The sequence below is a fragment of the Klebsiella sp. BIGb0132 genome (genome assembly GCF_024810075.1).
In the GTDB taxonomy this organism is placed as follows: domain Bacteria; phylum Pseudomonadota; class Gammaproteobacteria; order Enterobacterales; family Enterobacteriaceae; genus Klebsiella; species Klebsiella terrigena.
Genome location: NZ_JANUDW010000016.1, coordinates 16,574 through 33,590, shown reverse-complemented (window position 1 = coordinate 33,590; position 17,017 = coordinate 16,574). Strand labels below are relative to the sequence as shown.

The following is a 17,017-nucleotide window of genomic DNA, read 5'->3' as shown; positions in this document are numbered from 1 at the left end:
TCAGTTCGATAAGCGCAGTGTAGGAAGGCATTTCTTTTTTAATTAAATAAACTACATCAATGTCACAGTTGCAAATATACAAAGAAACTCAGTTGCTTACGTAGAGGTTATTGCATTATACAGTGGAATCTATTTATTCATGAAAGTGCGCAATGATTTGGGATAGTTGCTACTTTACTTTAATGCTCATATAAGCTGTACTAATAATGCTCAACAACTAATTAGCCTTTCTCTATTGTTTTTTATTAAATGATAGTAAGTCATTATTAATGATGATTGTTTTTATCTGATTATTATCCGCAGTCTGCTTGTTATTTTAAATAAAAAATAAAATCAATTATGTTGTTGTATTGTTAAATATTCACTTGAGGGGTGTAATTTATTTTTTTTTTGCCAATCCAAAGTTTATCATTTGATTTTTTATTGCGTTTGTGTTGTCTAATAAATATACTGGGTTTACTTTTATCTTTGGCTGTTCAGGCGCATGCTTTTCCATTTTTTTTTGGCTTTTGGCGTATGTGCTATTGTATGAGAGTGGCACCATTGTCTGCAACAACAAAAATATTCTTAATTATACATTATTCCGATATCTCTTGTTTGAATTGCTGAGGTCTAAATTTATACCTGTTTTATGTAGGCTGTTAATCCTTTTAAATTCCTAACCTAATGTTAGGAATTTAAAAGGATTAACATTAGGTTAGTTCGTGTGACCCTGACCCCGAATATGCCCCAGTCATAATCAGGGATAACCTGCTTCATGTTGGTTGCGTGTTCTGGCAACCGGCAGACTTCTCAGCAAATTCGGATGGCGTCATCCAGCCCTGTGCAGAGTGGGGACGCTTCTGGTTATAGTGTATGCGCCAGGCCTCGATTTTGCGCCGTGCATCCTCCAGCGACATGAACCAGTTCTCGTTCAGACATTCCTGCCGTAGCCTGCCGTTGAACGACTCCACCGTGGCATTGTCCGTCAGTGTTCCCGGGCGTGAGAAGTCTATATGGCTCCCCCGTTCATACACCCATTTGTCCAGCATTTCCCCTTCAAATTCAGAGCCGTAATCGGTTTTCAGCCATTGTGGTAAGGGCCGTCTGAGCGCAATGGTATTCAGCATCTCTGCGACCTCCGTGGAGCGCAGATTCTGCCCCACGCAGATCCCCAGACATGATTCGGATACATCCCCCTGAGGCTGGGGCTGTCGCCGCTTTGCCGATTTATTCCGACGCGGACGTTTGAGACGCAGAGACAACCCCTGCTCGCTGTAGAGCCGGTAAATGCGTTTATGATTATCCCGCCAGCCTCCCGCCTGAGCATGACGTGAACCCTGTGGTAACCATAGTGGACCCGGGTTTCGGTGATCTCCCTGATACGAAGGCGTAGCGCGCTGTCGTCTGCCGCCACTGAACGATACCTGAACGAACTCCGGCTGACCTGCAGAGCAAAGCAGATTTGCCTTTCGCTGGCCCCGTAACGTGCATGCAGGTCCCGGCCCCATTCGCGCGGGCGTGCCAGTGTCAGGTCTTTTTTGCCAGCACGTCCTGCAGTATCGCCTTGTCGAGGCTCAGATCGGCCACCAGTTTCTTCAGCCGCAGGTTTTCCTCTTCCAGCTGACGCATGTGCTTCAACTCCGAGGGAGAAATGCCACCGTATTTCTTGCGCCAGGTATCGAACGTGGCATCGGAAATCCTCAGTTTGCGACAGACGTCCGGTACGGGCGTCCCCAGTTCGGCCTGTTTCAGGGCAAAGACAATCTGCTCTTCGGTGAATCGTGATTTTTTCATCGGCACCACCTCCGTTCAGGGAGTGTAGATCATGCCGGAATGTGTTTCTGAATGGCGCAGGATTTTGGGGCAGGGTCAAGTGGATTTCGATCAAAATCTCTTTGATTTAGTTATAAATACCAATAATACCAGAGTTACAATTTATTATTCTTTTTATTTGATGTATTTAAAATTTAACTCTGAATGTTGACATGTTGTGATTATTGGACTTTTCTTATTACGTAGGTAGCAAACGTAATCGAAAGCTTATCTCTCATCACCCTTTTGTGCAAAATGGGTTTGGTGTCCTTAAAATAATTTTGAGGGTATTAATATGGCAGCTCAAATTTTACTTACACAGCAACAAGTTGCAGCTATTCAATTCGCGGTTTTAGGTAATAATAGTTTCACAACCGGAACTGCATTTGACTCAGTAGCTTATAGTTTCAGAGCCGGAACTCTCTCACAAGAACAATATATTGGAAGCTTGATTGCATCTTCAGTTGGGCAGGCCCTGTATTCAGGAAAAAGCGATCTTGATGTATTGAAAATAGTTTATCTTGCGGTAAATGGCGCCGTAACCAGTGATGCTGCCTTGCAGACATTGCTTAACTCTGGAGGCTTGAATAGCGCCATATCTAATACTATTACAACGTTGTTAAATTATAATGGCTTTGATTCTAATACTTTAACTGCACAGAAAAATTTTGATGCTTCAATTGATATGTTGATGTATCGTGATGCCGGAACAAGCACTGGGAATTTAATGAATTCAGCATTGTCTACTAAAGAAAAACTTGCTGCTGTTTATCTTTCTTTAGCAGACCGCACCCCCGACATGGGGGGGTTAGCTGGCTGGAATAAAACAATTACGATTCAAGGGAAAACTTTTGATTCTGTGTTAGCTCAGATGATAACCTCATCAGAATTTCAAAGTAAAGGAGCAAATCTCACCGGTAATGACTTTATAAATTATGTTTATAAAGGCGTATATGGTGTTTTGCCAACGTCCGGAGTACTTGCTACATATAACGCATTAGGAACTAATAAAGTTACCATTACTAATGCGATAATTAATGACTTGCGCGCCTCCACCGCAACAGACAATACCACTGTCACGAACCAACACGCTTTCGAATACGAAATCGGTACTGGCTTACTATACAAGACCGGTGCAGTCCTCACGACCACGGCTGGCGGCGGCAATGCAACTGGTACAGTCAACACCAACGCGAGTCATCAAATCAGCAATGCCGAAACTGCTGTTTTGACTAATGTTCTTCTCAACGCCAACGCAGCGACAACCGTCAATTTAAAATTTGCCGATCATCTTGCAGATTTGTCGATTGGTGGGGGGAGCGCTGCAACTGTCAATCTTTCCGATAATGGCGTTAACCCAGGCGTTAACGTTACAGTCAATAACGGAAGCATAATATTAAACGCTAGCTCCGGTGCTGATAAGGTACTTTTGACAACTGATGCTGTTGTTGCCTCCGCGACCGGCCAGTTTAATCTTGGTACGGGAAATGATTCGCTGAAATGGTTAGGTAACGGCGTGTCGAATGGGGCTAACACAGTTTCTACCAACATTACGGCCAATGGCGGTCTTGGTGTAGATACCATTTCCGCAAACCTGCTCACTAAAAATATTGCTGTTTCAGCCCCTGGACTGACCCGTACCGTTACTATAAGCACCAACTCCTCGCAGTTTACTAATTTTGAGAAGGTTGACCTTGCAGGCTATATTGGCAAAGCGACGCTTAGCGGTAGTACCAGCGGGGCATCTACTCCGGCGAACCATACTTTTGACTTTGGCATACTGACTGGCAATGCATCCAACGAGTCGGGACTCACTGGCACCCTTACCACTACAGTTAACCAGGCTGCAACATCAACCATCGGCTCCCAGGGCTTTGTGCTATCCGGGCTTGCCGATCAGGTACGCGTGATTAATGCGGCCGGCGGCAACTCAGCACAGCTGGAAGTCACCGGTAATGCAACTGCAGCTAGCAGCGTTGGCATCACTTTCCTGGCAAACGCAACTGACCATTTTAACGTCAATTTTACTGCAACCAGTAATAGCGATGTTAATGCCGGAGCACTGTCGCTAACCAGCAGCAGCACTGTGCTTGGCGGTAATGTGGCGTTGAGTACATTAAATCTTGGTTCCGGTGGTACCGGTAACTTTGACAACATACTGTCCCTGACAGGGACCAATGCTCAGGTACAAAATGTCAATGTTACAGGCGACCATGCTCTGAATCTCACTGTAGGTTCCGGGTATAGCAATGTTCGTAATATCGATGCTTCTGCTAATACCGGTGGTCTTGATCTCAATGCCAACGTAGGTGGGACCGGCGACGGGATCATCACTCAGCTTCTGAAGATCCTTCCATTAAGTGGTGTAACAGTTCCTGTAGTCGATACTTTGCTAAGCCTGTTAGGCCTTAATACCGGCTACCACATCAACGTCGAAGGCACATCTGCTAACGATAGTTTTAACGTGCTGGGTAATACCCTGGTGACAGGCGGAAGCGGCGAGAACTTGTATCAGCTGAAATCCAGTACCGTCAACTCGGGCGTAACCATTTCCGATTTCAGCAGTACGAAAGACACTATCTTTGATGCTACTTCCGGTCTGACGATTAGCGATAATACTGCTGGAACGGCTATTTCCGATTACGGTACACGCACTACAGACGTTGTCGATGCGCTGCTGGGAACGTTGGTCGGGGGGATCACTGGTGGGGTTGTTGCACTTCTGGGGCAAATCCTTGGCGTTGGCGGCAACGGTTCGCTGACGAACAAAGTCGGGCTCGCTTCCGTGGTTTGGTCAGGCCAATCCGATACGGCCAGTTCCTATTTGATTATTGACAATAACAATAACCATAACCTGGACGCTTCGGATACTATCGTTTATCTGTCTGGCCAGAATCATCAGCAGCTGGTTGATAGTCTGCATTACGCATAATAATGATGCTTATTTAGTTAATCATTTCGAGCGTAACTATATTTAAAAGCGGGAAGGGCGACCTTTCCGCTTTTTTTGTGATAGGGATCTAATTAACCCACCTTTAATTTACCTTGTTTATTATGTGACTTTAAGCTGCCGTATTCTCATTGTTTAAATAATTTTATTCGTGAGCTTGATGTTATTCACTTTTGTTATCTATAGTTAAAAAAAAGTATCTGCCGCCTTATGGTTGTTGGGGCACGAGAGTTCTCTCAGGTCAGCTAAGGTGTGAGCGGCTTAAGGTACACATAAACTAAGGGAACAAAGTGGATCAACTTATACCGCGCAATGAAATTGCGGATGTCATACGAACTCGCAGCAAAATATTCTGGACGGTGGGCATCTTTACCGCGTTTATCAATATATTAATGCTTGTTCCCTCAATCTATATGCTCCAGGTCTATGATCGGGTGCTCCCTTCTGGCAATGAAATCACGTTGTTGATGTTAACGCTTATCATGCTTGGAATGTTTGGCATGATGGCATTACTTGAGTATGCCCGCAGTATGGTTGTAATTCGCATCGGTTCGCAGCTGGACATGCGCCTGAATTCGCGAATTTACACTGCTGCCTACGAAGAAAATCTGAAGAATAAATCTGCCGATGCCGGGCATATGTTGAATGATTTAACCAATGTGCGGCAGTTTTTGACCGGAAATGCCCTTTTTGCTTTCTTCGATGCCCCGTGGTTTCCTATCTACCTGCTGGTCATTTTTCTTTTTAATCCCTGGCTTGGGTTATTTGCGTTAGTCGGCTCTTTGGTACTGGTTGCACTGGCTATCATCAATGAAATGGTTTCCAAAAAACCGCTTTCTGAGGCCAGTAAACTTGCTTTGCAGTCAGGGAGTTTGGCAAGTACTAATTTACGCAACGCCGAAGTGATCGAAGCGTTGGGCATGCTACCTAACATAAAAGGTCGCTGGTACGATCTACATCAGAGATTTCTTAATAGCCAGCGCATTGCTAGCGAAAGAGCAACCAGTATTGCGTCAGTGACCAAATTTGTGCGGCTTTCCCTGCAATCCCTGGTTTTAGGGCTTGGCGGCTGGCTGGCTATTGATGGCCATATCACTCCGGGAATGATGATTGCAGGCTCAATTCTGATGGGTAGAACGCTTGCGCCGATTGAGCAGGTGATTAACGTCTGGAAAAGCTGGAGTTCGGCAAAACTTTCCTATCAGCGTCTGGTGAAGTTACTGGAGCAGAATCCTCCGCGAGGAACGAATATGTCCTTGCCCCCTCCACAAGGTGCCGTCGCGGTAGAAAATGTTACTGCAACCCCTCCGGGTTCGCAGGGAGAACCCGTCCTGCACAATGTATCTTTTGCAATCCAACCTGGTGATGTTCTCGGGATTATTGGTCCGAGCGCATCAGGGAAATCAACCCTGGCGCGCCTGCTGGTCGGCATTTGGCCCGTAAGTGAAGGGATCGTGCGTCTTGATAATGCTGATATTTACCAGTGGAATAAAGATGAACTTGGTCCCTATATTGGTTACCTACCGCAGGATATCGAGTTATTTGCAGGAACGATCGCTGAGAACATCGCGCGCTTTAGCGAAATTGATGCTGAAAAAGTTATTGAAGCGGCCAAATTAGCTGGCGTACACGAGTTAATACTGCGATTCCCGCATGGCTATGATTCGATCATTGGTAATGGTGGCGCGGGCTTATCCGGTGGTCAAAAACAGCGTATTGGGTTAGCACGTGCTTTGTATGATGACCCGTCTTTGATTGTGCTGGATGAACCAAATTCAAACCTGGATGATGCAGGAGAGCTGGCATTGAACCAGGCCGTTGCGGCGCTCAGGCAACGAAATAAGACGGTTATTTTAATTACCCACCGAACTAACCTCTTATCGATGACCAGTAAGCTGCTGTTGCTGGTTAATGGCAAAGTAAACGCATTTGGCCCCACCAATCAGGTATTGCAGGCTCTGGCAAATGCGCAGAAGATTCAGGCTGCGCAGCAACAAGCGGTGCAGGCCGTAAATAGTGATATGCATGAAGGCAATATTCCAAAAACGCAACTTAATTAAAACGTGAACTTGCCGGTGGAATAAATCCACCATTCGCAGTTGAAGGAGTGGGTATGTCTACACAAGTCAATATGCCGCAGGATAATCATAGCGAGCAATTTTCAATGGATGAGCGGAGGTTTTCCCGGCTTGGTTGGCTAGTAATCGGAGTAGGGCTGTTGGGCTTTTTCTTATGGGCCGGTTTTGCTCCGCTTGATAAAGGTGTTGCGTCACCGGGCTCCGTGACGGTTGCCGGAAACCGCAAAACAATTCAGTCCCCGACAGGGGGAATAGTAAAAAAAATCGACGTCAAAGAAGGGGACAAGGTTAAAGCTGGCGAAGTGTTGGTACAAATGAGTAAGGTTCAGGCACAGGCCCAGGTAGATTCCTTGCAGGATCAGTATTACACCACCCTTGCTACAGAAGATCGTTTGCTGGCCGAACGAGACAATCTTAGTAAAATCCAGTTTTCAAGCGTATTTGACAGCGTGAAGACACATCCTCGCGTGGCGGAAATTATTGCTCTCCAGATACAGCTGTTCTCGTCCCGCCAGCAGGCATTACGCAGCGAGGTGGATGGGTTTAGGCAATCAATCGACGGAATTCGCTTTCAGCTCAAAGGACTACAGGATTCTCGTAATAATAAGCAAATCCAGTTGAGCAGTATTCGTGAACAAATGAGCAGCATGAAGCAGCTGGCAGCGGAAGGGTATTTACCGAGAAACCGTTATCTGGATGCCCAACGCCAGTTTGCCGAAGTAAATAGCAGTATTGATGAGACTTTAGGACGCATCGGTCAGTTGCAAAAGCAGCTCCTTGAATCCCAACAGCGGATTGATCAACGCTATGCTGACTACCAGCGTGAAGTCAGAACGCAGCTCGCTCAAACACAGATGGACGTTAATGATTTCAAGAATAAGCTTGAAATGGCTAACTTTGATTTGGGCAATACGGCGATTGTTTCGCCGGTTGACGGTACGGTTGTCGGTCTGAATATATTTACCCAAGGCGGCGTAGTGGGGGCTGGGGATCACTTGATGGAGGTAGTCCCAAGCGAGGCTTCGCTTGTGGTTGATTCCCGGCTCAAGGTTGAGATGATAGACAAAGTCTACAACGGTCTTCCCGTTGAGTTAATGTTTACGGCATTCAATCAGAACAAAACACCGAAAATTCCGGGAACGGTAACGCTAATTTCTGCGGACCGACTTGTCGATAAAGGGACAGGAGAACCCTATTACCAGATGCAGGTTACCGTAACGCCCGAAGGTATCAAAATGCTGCAGGGTGCAGATATTAAACCGGGCATGCCCGTTGAAGTATTTGTTAAGACGGGCTCGCGTTCATTGCTGAGCTATTTGTTCAAGCCAATTTTAGACCGTGCTCGTACATCGTTGACTGAGGAATAATCCAGATGCAGGTTAAAAGGCAGATTATGGGTCTGGCCATAAGTTCTTTTGCGCTTATGATGTCTGCACCTGTTTACTCATTAGGCATTTTAGATGCGTACTCTTTGGCTCTGGAAAAAGATCCCCTGTTTCAGGCTGCAATAAAGGAAAAAGAAGCCGGAAATGAAAATGAGAATATTGGCCGGGCGGGTCTTTTGCCGAAAGTCTCGTTAAATTATCAAAATGCGCCACGCAACTGGCAAACTCAGAAGTATCAAAGCAGTGATATCTTTGGGAACGTCAGCGATGTGACTAAACGACAGCAGTACCGCAGTTACGCTGGCTCAGTGATGTTGACTCAGTCCATTTTCGACTATGAGGCGTATGCGAAATATAAGTCAGGTGTTGCGCAATCGCTGATGGCTGATGAAAAGTACCGTGGCAAATATCTCGATCTGGCTGTGCGCGTTATCTCCGCGTATGTTGGTGTGGCTTACGCAAAAGACCAAATAGCGTTAGCGCAGGCCCAAAAGGATGCCTATAAAGAGCAGCTGGCACTGAACGATCGTCTGGTGAGCGCCGGTGAAGGTACCATTACCGATGTTGCCGAAACACAGGCTCGCTACAGCCTGGCTGAGGCCCAGCTTATTGAAGCCCGGGATGTCCTCGATGCAGCACAGCGCGAACTGGAAGTGATAATCGGTATTCCCCTCGACCAGCTGGATGATTTGCAGACTTTGCGTAAGGGTAAATTCCAGGTATCACCTTTACCTTATACCCAGTTTGTTGACTGGGAGAAAGTGGCGATGGAGCGTAACCCGCAGTTAGCGGCATCGCGGCATGGGGTTGACGCCGCCAGGTATGATGTAGAACGCAATCGTTCCGGCTTTATGCCCCAAGTTCAACTTTATGCATCTCATTCTGAGAATGACTCAAGCAGCGACAATACGGTAAACCAGAAATATCGTACTGATAGTATTGGGGTTCAGGTGACGATGCCTATCTATTCAGGTGGCGGTGTTGCAGCATCAACCCGGCAGGCGGCAGCTCGTTATGGTCAGGCTAAATATGAGCTGGATGCACAGGTAGGCGATGTTATCAATGACTTACGTAAGCAGTTTAATCTTTGCATTAGCAGCCAGGCAAAGCTCCTTGCCTATGATTTTGCGGTGAAATCGGCGACAACTCAGGTTGAGGCTACTCGCAAGAGCGTGTTAGCTGGCCAGCGTGTAAACGTCGATGTTCTCAACGCCGAGCAGCAGCTTTATGGCGCGCAGAGAGACCTTGCAGAAGCCAAATACACTTACATCAAAGCGTGGATCTCGCTCTTGAGTGATTCAGGTACCTTGAATGAAAAAAATATAAGTCATGTGGCGTCATACTTTTCGCAGCAAAGGAACTAAGTACGTGCCGCATACTTGTGGTATCAGGTTTCCCCGTTGAGCGAGAGGGATAAAGGAATGGGCTTCTGTCTGCCAGGCCGTTTGTGGAATAGTTGTGTTTTCCCTCGGCTAATCAATAAATGTGATGTAGTTTAAAGTCTGCGCTCAAATGAGTTGCGACTGTCAAACAGGTCGGATATGTTGATTCTACCTTGTGAAGAGCTACCGTCACTGTGATGTAGATGCTGGAGATAAGCGCCGGAAGGTAAAACGAAGCCTGCAATGCAGGCTTTTTTGTGTTTAAAATTCATACACAGCCTGTGTTCTATATAATTTTCTATAATAAGCCGCGAATACTCAACGCTTTGCTGATCAAATGAGTTTCAATGCTACCGCGCGCTGGTTCTGTCATTAAATTAAATATCGCCGGTATTATTATTTATGCTTATTAAGCCACGATCTGGATCTTTTTCGATCGTTTAAATAAGAAATTAAAAAGTAAACGGAAACGGCAAGTAGTATGGCAGCAACAACCAAGAAAAATAAGTTTTCCATAGGATCTACCAGAGCGAAGTTACGGGAGTAAGTGATTAGCTTGCAATTAAAAGATCGATAAAAATTATCTTTATCACACTAACATATCTTCTTTCTAAGAAGATTCCTATGCGCTAATTGTGTTTTTTTTATGGAGAATGAAAAACTATACTTTCAAAAGAAAACTGGCTCGTGCTCCGGCTCTTTGGTGAAAGTGACAATTTTAGTCTGCCATAATGAGGTAAGCGCGCTTCCATTGAAAGAAGGGCAAGGATACCGTGGTTGAAGATATGAGACTTTCCGCACCAGTGAACAAGGTTACGCGTAAGAGGGGAGGAGGGATGCCAGAAGAGAGAACCGCAGCTATGCCGCTGCGGTTGAGAAACTGATTGCCAGATTATTCCTTATAGTAGGTCTTATACCAGTCGACGAAATTCTGCACGCCTTCTTTGACGGTGGTCTGCGGCTTGAAGCCAACAAGATCGTACAGCGGTTTGGTATCCGCACTGGTTTCAAGCACGTCGCCCGGTTGGATAGGCATCATGTTTTTCTCAGCGACCATTCCCAGCGCTTCTTCCAGGGCGGTGATGTAATCCATCAGTTCAACCGGAGAGCTGTTGCCGATATTGTAAACCCGATATGGGGCCGAGCTGTCTGCCGGAGAGCCATTCTCGACGGTCCACTCCGCGTTCGGCTGCGGGATAACATCCTGAACGCGTACAATAGCTTCCACAATATCGTCAACGTAGGTGAAATCACGCTTCATCTTGCCGTAGTTGTACACGTCAATACTCTTACCTTCCAGCATGGCTTTGGCGAATTTGAACAACGCCATGTCAGGGCGACCCCACGGGCCGTACACGGTGAAGAACCGCAGCCCGGTAGTCGGTATGCCGTAAAGGTGGGAGTAGGTATGCGCCATCAGCTCATTGGCTTTCTTGGTGGCGGCATAGAGTGAAACCGGATGGTCGACCGAGTCGTCGGTTGAGAACGGCATTTTACGGTTCAAACCGTAGACGGAACTGGACGATGCGTACAGCAGATGTTCGACCTTATTGTGTCGGCAACCTTCCAGAATGTTCAGATAGCCGATCAGGTTGGAGTCGGCATAGGCATGAGGATTTTCCAGCGAGTACCGAACGCCAGCCTGAGCGGCCAGATGGATCACGCGGTTAAACTTCTCTTCTGCGAACAGCTCTGCGATGCCCTGGCGATCGGCAAGATCGACTTTATGGAAACTGAAAAGGGAGGATTGCAGTAAATCCAGACGCGCCTGCTTAAGATTGACGTCGTAGTAATCATTCATGTTGTCGATACCAACAACCTGATGACCCGCCTCAAGAAGGCGCTTGCAGGTGTGGAAACCGATAAATCCTGCGGCTCCAGTGACTAAAAACTTCATGTTCATCCTCCGGGTTCGTTGTTTCCCGCTATATATAATCGTCGATTTTACACCGGGTTGCCTTAGGGGTCATCTGCTTTCCCGTTTCAGGATCTTCATAAAGCGGTCAGAGCGGGGCAGCGCTTGAGGAGCAGCGATCGTTTTTGCGGGATATTTTCTGTATTATTTTCGCAAATAGAAATCATTATCATTTGAATGTATCTTAGCACCATAATAATACCTATAGTTTCTTATACCAATAATTGATGTTTCGCCGATAAAGTACTCAATATGAGATTGAGCGTGCCCTGCTGACTATATTGTTACTGATTATATGATTTCCGAGCATTCCGTCTCCGAATGCTCGTGATTCCTATGTCAATTGAGCCTTTTTTGATTTTTTTAATTACATATCAATTGGTTATGGCCATGATTTTGAATTGTGTAAATAATGTATCCTTATTGTTTGCTTTTCACATGAATTGATTTGCCATGCTTTTTGATTTTTATTCTTAGTTACCAGCGTTATAATGCGCGGATAATCTATGTGTCCCAGGAGTGTTGTTTTGCAAGGTATCGCTTCCTCGGAACATCCGGTGAGCCGTGTGACAAACCCGGAAATGGATACTCTTTATCTGGGGGGGAACAATATGAGCAATGTTCTGGAACGTTGCGTCAGTTTGGCTACCCTTGATGCTTTAGTGATGCGTACAGCAGCTTTACTGGCGCGTGCAGCCGGCTTTCAACGACCGTACCGGTGATGTCGGTGAACCTGGAGCTTGCTAAATGAGAAAGTCCCGATAGATAGCCGGCAGCAAAACGGGGAGAGTAGCGCTCGCGCATTTACTGTCCGGTTGTACGGCGTAGGGCCTGAAAACAGAGATATGGCTTGCGAGATATATCTCTGTTTTTAGTTGTTTATCGCGGGTCTGCCAGCCTGTTTTGTTTACGGCGGCAGAACGCAGCGTAAAGGCCAGCCGTCAGGTAGCAGCAAGAGCATGCTGTGACTGACTGGCCAAAGCCATAATCATGAAAGTAGTACAGCAGCGTTACGCGCTTTGGTTGCGATAGCCAATGGCGGTAGCGTGCCTGAAATTTATGATATATGTTGATTAGCATATAACTATTTGAAAAATGAGATAAAGTATGAAGATCCTTGTTACGGGTGGCGCGGGTTTTATCGGTTCCGCCGTTGTTCGTCATATTATTGAAAATACCCAGGATGACGTTCGCGTCGTGGACTGCCTGACGTACGCGGGTAATCTCGAGTCTCTGGCATCCGTTGCCCAAAATGAACGCTATTCGTTTTCACGCACGGATATCACCGACGCGCAGGGGATCGCCGGGCAGTTCAGTGAGTTTCAGCCGGATATCGTGATGCACCTGGCGGCTGAAAGTCACGTTGATCGCTCTATTGACGGTCCTGCAGCCTTTATCCAGACTAACCTGATCGGCACGTTTACGCTGCTTGAGGCGGCGCGTCACTACTATCAGTCGCTGAACGAAGCGCAGAAACAACGCTTCCGCTTCCACCATATTTCCACCGATGAAGTCTACGGCGACCTGCACGGTACCGATGACCTGTTTACGGAAGAAACCTCCTACGCACCAAGCAGCCCGTACTCGGCCTCGAAAGCCGGTAGCGATCATTTAGTGCGCGCCTGGAACCGCACCTACGGACTGCCGGTGGTGGTGACTAACTGCTCGAACAACTACGGTCCGTATCACTTCCCGGAAAAACTGATCCCGCTGACTATACTCAACGCGCTGGCCGGCAAACCGCTGCCGGTCTATGGCAACGGTGAACAGGTCCGCGACTGGCTGTACGTCGAAGATCACGCGAGAGCGCTGTATAAGGTGGCTACCGAAGGGCATAGCGGCGAAACCTACAATATCGGCGGCCATAACGAGCGTAAAAATATCGATGTGGTCAGAACCATCTGCGCCATCCTTGATAAAGTGGTGGAGCAGAAGCCAGGCAATATCAGCCACTTTGCCGATCTCATTACCTTTGTCAAAGACCGCCCGGGCCATGACCTGCGCTACGCTATCGATGCGGCTAAGATTCAGCGCGACCTCGGCTGGGTGCCGGAAGAAACGTTCGAAAGCGGCATTGAAAAAACGGTGCACTGGTATCTGAATAATCAGACCTGGTGGCAGCGCGTGCTGGACGGCTCCTATGCCGGCGAGCGTCTTGGTCTGAATAACTAATTAAGGTGGATTGCAGGATGAAAGGTATTGTTCTGGCCGGCGGTTCCGGCACCCGCTTGTACCCGATTACTCAGGGCGTGTCGAAACAGCTGCTGCCGATTTACGACAAACCGATGATTTACTACCCGGTTTCGGTGCTGATGCTTGCCGGTATCAGGGACATCCTGATTATTTCCACGCCGGAAGATATGCCGGCGTTCCAGCGTCTGCTGGGCGATGGTTCGCAGTTTGGCGTCAACTTCTCCTATGCAATCCAGCCGTCTCCGGACGGTCTGGCGCAGGCCTTTATCATCGGTGAAGAGTTCATCGGCAATGATTCCTGCGCGCTGGTGCTGGGCGATAATATTTACTTCGGGCAAAGCTTCGGTAAAAAACTGGAGGCCGCGGCCAGCAAAACGTCGGGCGCCACCGTCTTTGGCTACCAGGTTCTCGATCCTGAACGCTTTGGCGTGGTGGAGTTTGATGAAAACTTCAGGGCGCTGTCGATCGAAGAGAAGCCACTGAAGCCGAAATCAAACTGGGCGGTAACCGGCCTCTATTTTTATGACAACGACGTCGTAGAGATGGCGAAGGAAGTGAAGCCTTCCGCGCGCGGCGAGCTGGAAATTACCACCCTCAACCAGATGTATCTGGAGCGTGGCGACCTGCAGGTTGAACTGCTGGGCCGCGGTTTTGCCTGGCTTGATACCGGTACCCACGACAGCCTGATGGAAGCCTCTCAGTTCATCCACACCATTGAGAAGCGCCAGGGTATGAAAGTGGCCTGCCTGGAAGAGGTAGCCTTCCGCAATAAATGGCTGTCTGCAGAAGGGGTTGAGGCTCAGGCCGAGCGGCTGAAGAAAACGGAATATGGCGCTTATTTGAAACGTCTGCTTAATGAGCGTTAATCGTCTGCCGACCAAATACAGGGTATGAATTAATGAAAATTTTACTTATTGGCAAAAATGGTCAGGTTGGCTGGGAGCTACAGCGCTCGCTGTCCACGCTGGGTGAGGTGGTCGCCGTTGACTATTTCGATAAGGAACTATGCGGCGATCTGACGGATCTTGCCGGGATTGCGCAAACCGTCCGCCAGGTTAAACCGGATGTGGTTGTCAATGCGGCCGCACATACGGCGGTGGATAAAGCCGAAAGCGAACGCGAGCTATCCGATCTGCTGAATGAGCGGGGCGTAGCGGTACTGGCGGAGGAGTCGGCGAAGCTGGGTGCCCTGATGGTGCACTACTCCACCGACTATGTCTTTGATGGAGAAGGCGAGCATTATCGTCCCGAAGACGAGGCCACCGGGCCGCTGAACGTTTATGGCGAAACCAAGCGCGCCGGTGAACTGGCGCTGGCGCAGGCGAACCCTCGCCATCTGATTTTCCGTACCAGCTGGGTCTACGCGACGCGTGGGGCCAACTTTGCCAAAACCATGCTGCGCCTGGCGGGCGAAAAAGAGACGCTGTCGATTATTAACGACCAGCACGGCGCACCGACCGGCGCCGAGCTGCTGGCGGACTGTACCGCCATCGCCATTCGTGAAGAGCTGCGTAACAGGGCGGTTGCCGGAACCTACCATCTGGTGGCCAGCGGTGAAACCAGCTGGTATGACTATGCCCGCTTTGTCTTTGATGTGGCGCGTGCCAACGGAGCTGAGCTGGCGGTCAAAGAAGTCAACGGGATCCTGACGGCTGCCTGGCCGACGCCGGCTAAACGTCCGCTGAATTCCCGCCTGTCGAATGAGAAATTCCAGCGGGTATTTGGCGTAACGCTCCCGGACTGGCGCCAGGGCGTTGAGCGCGTTGTTGTTGAAGTTTTAGGTAAGTAGGTAAATACACAAGCATGAATATTATTAAAACAGACATTCCTGAGGTCTTAATCTGCGAGCCGAGAGTCTTTGGCGACGCGCGCGGATTTTTCTTTGAAAGCTTCAGCAGCAAGATCTTTGATGAGGCGGTGGGCCGCAAGGTTGAGTTTGTGCAGGATAACCACTCGCAGTCGCAGAAAGGCGTGCTGCGCGGGCTGCACTATCAGCTGGCCCCGCATGCGCAGGGTAAACTGGTGCGCTGCGTTGAAGGCGAAGTATTCGACGTTGCCGTCGACGTACGTCGCTCATCGCCGACGTTTGGTCAGTGGGTTGGGGTTGTGCTGAGCGCGGAAAACAAGCGTCAGCTGTGGATCCCGGAAGGGTTTGCACACGGATTTATGGCGCTGAGCGAGACGGTGCAGTTTGTCTATAAAGCGACCAACTACTACGCGCCGCAGTCAGAGCGCAGTATTCTCTGGAACGATCCGCAAATTGGCATTGAGTGGCCTGAGCTAAGCGGCTGCGCGCTTTCATTGTCAGAGAAAGATATGCAGGCTCATACTCTGGCAACCGCTGAAGTATATGCCTGACCGTAAGTCATTTGTAGATTTGATATGCTTAACGCATCCTCTTTTATTCATTAAGAATTATAATAATAATTAAATAGCGATGTTTACTCTAAAGGTAATAGATTCATGACTTATGAAGCAATGAAGCCGAAGATAATCGCTTCTATTGTATTATTTAATCATTCCTATGATGATATTAAAGATACGTTGATCTCGTTATGTCATGAGAGTGGTGTTGAAAAAATTGTCTTAGTGGATAATGGCGGATGTCAATGGGTTACAGAGCTGAGCGAACCGAAAATCAGTTATATCAAATCTCCTTATAACTGTGGGTTCGGTGCTGGTCACAATTTGGCAATCAAAGCTAATACTGATTTTGATGGTTATTTTCTGATTTGTAATCCGGATGTTAGTTTTGACAGAGGCGAGCTGGATAAATTATTGTCCTTTGCCTGGGATAACCAATTCCCCTTTGTCTCACCTACCATTCTCTACAAAAATGGGGACCGGCAATACAGCTGTCGCTTACTGCCCACGCCGGTTAACCTGTTTTTAAGGCGTTTTTTACCCACCACTGCGCTGAAGTTTGACGTTGAGTACGAGCTGATGGATGCCGAGTACGATAAGGTTTTCTCACCGCCTTCGGTCTCCGGCTGCTTCATGCTGCTAACGAATAGTTTGCTCCAGAAGCTGAATGGTTTTGATGAGCGCTACTTCATGTATTTAGAAGACGTTGATCTATGTCGCCGCGCGCTGCCGTTCACTAAGATATATTATTTCCCGGATGCGACAATTATTCACCTTTTCAATAAGGGGTCATATAAAAGCAAGCTGTTGCTTTGGTATCATGTTCGCTCTGCGATTTCCTACTTTAATAAGTGGGGATGGTTTTTTGACCGCAAGAGGCATGCGTACAATAAAAAAGCGCTGCTTGAAATTCCCCGGAAGTTAGGTTGATTGTTCAGATAATTTTATTACGAGTT

12 protein-coding genes and 1 pseudogene are annotated in these 17,017 nt (G+C 47.8%); 10 read left to right on the top strand and 3 right to left on the bottom strand.

What is annotated here, in order from left to right; translation table 11 throughout:
• Positions 1–755: 755 nt before the first annotated feature.
• Positions 756–1,776: pseudogene (locus M2416_RS25440) on the bottom strand (integrase core domain-containing protein).
• 313 nt (positions 1,777–2,089) lie between these two features.
• Here M2416_RS25440 and M2416_RS25435 point away from each other — a divergent pair.
• The 4 genes from M2416_RS25435 to M2416_RS25420 all read left to right on the top strand — a co-directional run bounded on the left by M2416_RS25435 (position 2,090) and on the right by M2416_RS25420 (position 9,571).
• On the top strand, positions 2,090–4,726 hold the full coding sequence (locus tag M2416_RS25435; protein ID WP_259227457.1) for a beta strand repeat-containing protein: 2,637 nt from the start codon (positions 2,090–2,092) through the stop codon (positions 4,724–4,726).
• 308 nt (positions 4,727–5,034) lie between these two features.
• Complete coding sequence (locus M2416_RS25430) at positions 5,035–6,804, top strand: type I secretion system permease/ATPase (RefSeq protein ID WP_259227456.1); 1,770 nt, start codon at positions 5,035–5,037, stop codon at positions 6,802–6,804.
• 53 nt (positions 6,805–6,857) lie between these two features.
• Complete coding sequence (locus M2416_RS25425; RefSeq protein WP_041146381.1) at positions 6,858–8,189, top strand: HlyD family type I secretion periplasmic adaptor subunit; 1,332 nt, start codon at positions 6,858–6,860, stop codon at positions 8,187–8,189.
• Between the two features lie 5 nt (positions 8,190–8,194).
• Complete coding sequence (locus M2416_RS25420; protein WP_123709250.1) at positions 8,195–9,571, top strand: TolC family outer membrane protein; 1,377 nt, start codon at positions 8,195–8,197, stop codon at positions 9,569–9,571.
• A gap of 414 nt (positions 9,572–9,985) precedes the next feature.
• Here M2416_RS25420 and M2416_RS25415 read toward each other — a convergent pair whose 3' ends face one another.
• Together M2416_RS25415 and M2416_RS25410 are read right to left on the bottom strand one after the other, a co-directional pair.
• Entirely contained in the window at positions 9,986–10,105 is a 120-nt protein-coding gene (locus M2416_RS25415; protein ID WP_241782353.1) for a small membrane protein, read from the bottom strand.
• 376 nt (positions 10,106–10,481) lie between these two features.
• On the bottom strand, positions 10,482–11,486 hold the full coding sequence (locus M2416_RS25410; RefSeq protein ID WP_259227454.1) for an NAD-dependent epimerase: 1,005 nt from the start codon (positions 11,484–11,486) through the stop codon (positions 10,482–10,484).
• A 545-nt stretch (positions 11,487–12,031) separates the two neighbouring features.
• Between M2416_RS25410 and M2416_RS25405 the strand changes: the two genes are divergently transcribed.
• From M2416_RS25405 to M2416_RS25380, 6 genes are all read left to right on the top strand, one after another.
• Positions 12,032–12,226 (top strand): hypothetical protein, encoded by a 195-nt coding sequence (locus M2416_RS25405; RefSeq protein WP_259227452.1) that lies wholly within the window; start codon positions 12,032–12,034, stop codon positions 12,224–12,226.
• A 385-nt stretch (positions 12,227–12,611) separates the two neighbouring features.
• Positions 12,612–13,676 carry a dTDP-glucose 4,6-dehydratase gene (rfbB, locus tag M2416_RS25400; RefSeq protein WP_041146378.1) on the top strand — a complete coding sequence of 355 codons (1,065 nt, stop codon included), beginning with the start codon at positions 12,612–12,614 and terminating at the stop codon, positions 13,674–13,676.
• 17 nt (positions 13,677–13,693) lie between these two features.
• Entirely contained in the window at positions 13,694–14,563 is an 870-nt protein-coding gene (gene rfbA, locus M2416_RS25395) for a glucose-1-phosphate thymidylyltransferase RfbA (RefSeq protein WP_041146377.1), read from the top strand.
• Between the two features lie 32 nt (positions 14,564–14,595).
• A complete protein-coding gene (gene rfbD / locus M2416_RS25390; protein WP_259227449.1) occupies positions 14,596–15,486 on the top strand; it encodes a dTDP-4-dehydrorhamnose reductase in 891 nt (296 codons plus the stop codon).
• Between the two features lie 14 nt (positions 15,487–15,500).
• Positions 15,501–16,055, top strand: a complete 555-nt coding sequence (gene rfbC / locus M2416_RS25385) for a dTDP-4-dehydrorhamnose 3,5-epimerase (protein ID WP_041146375.1) — start codon at positions 15,501–15,503, stop codon at positions 16,053–16,055.
• Between the two features lie 105 nt (positions 16,056–16,160).
• On the top strand, positions 16,161–16,991 hold the full coding sequence (locus M2416_RS25380; RefSeq protein ID WP_041146374.1) for a glycosyltransferase family 2 protein: 831 nt from the start codon (positions 16,161–16,163) through the stop codon (positions 16,989–16,991).
• Positions 16,992–17,017: the final 26 nt, after the last annotated feature.

Coding starts and splice junctions, on each gene's coding strand:
- rfbD (WP_259227449.1), top strand. CDS start 14,596: ATGAAAATTTTACTTATTGGCAAAAATGGTCAGGTTGGCTGGGAGCTA.
- M2416_RS25420 (WP_123709250.1), top strand. CDS start 8,195: ATGCAGGTTAAAAGGCAGATTATGGGTCTGGCCATAAGTTCTTTTGCG.
- M2416_RS25425 (WP_041146381.1), top strand. CDS start 6,858: ATGTCTACACAAGTCAATATGCCGCAGGATAATCATAGCGAGCAATTT.
- M2416_RS25410 (WP_259227454.1), bottom strand. CDS start 11,486: ATGAAGTTTTTAGTCACTGGAGCCGCAGGATTTATCGGTTTCCACACC.
- M2416_RS25435 (WP_259227457.1), top strand. CDS start 2,090: ATGGCAGCTCAAATTTTACTTACACAGCAACAAGTTGCAGCTATTCAA.
- M2416_RS25415 (WP_241782353.1), bottom strand. CDS start 10,105: ATGGAAAACTTATTTTTCTTGGTTGTTGCTGCCATACTACTTGCCGTT.
- rfbB (WP_041146378.1), top strand. CDS start 12,612: ATGAAGATCCTTGTTACGGGTGGCGCGGGTTTTATCGGTTCCGCCGTT.
- rfbC (WP_041146375.1), top strand. CDS start 15,501: ATGAATATTATTAAAACAGACATTCCTGAGGTCTTAATCTGCGAGCCG.
- M2416_RS25380 (WP_041146374.1), top strand. CDS start 16,161: ATGACTTATGAAGCAATGAAGCCGAAGATAATCGCTTCTATTGTATTA.
- rfbA (WP_041146377.1), top strand. CDS start 13,694: ATGAAAGGTATTGTTCTGGCCGGCGGTTCCGGCACCCGCTTGTACCCG.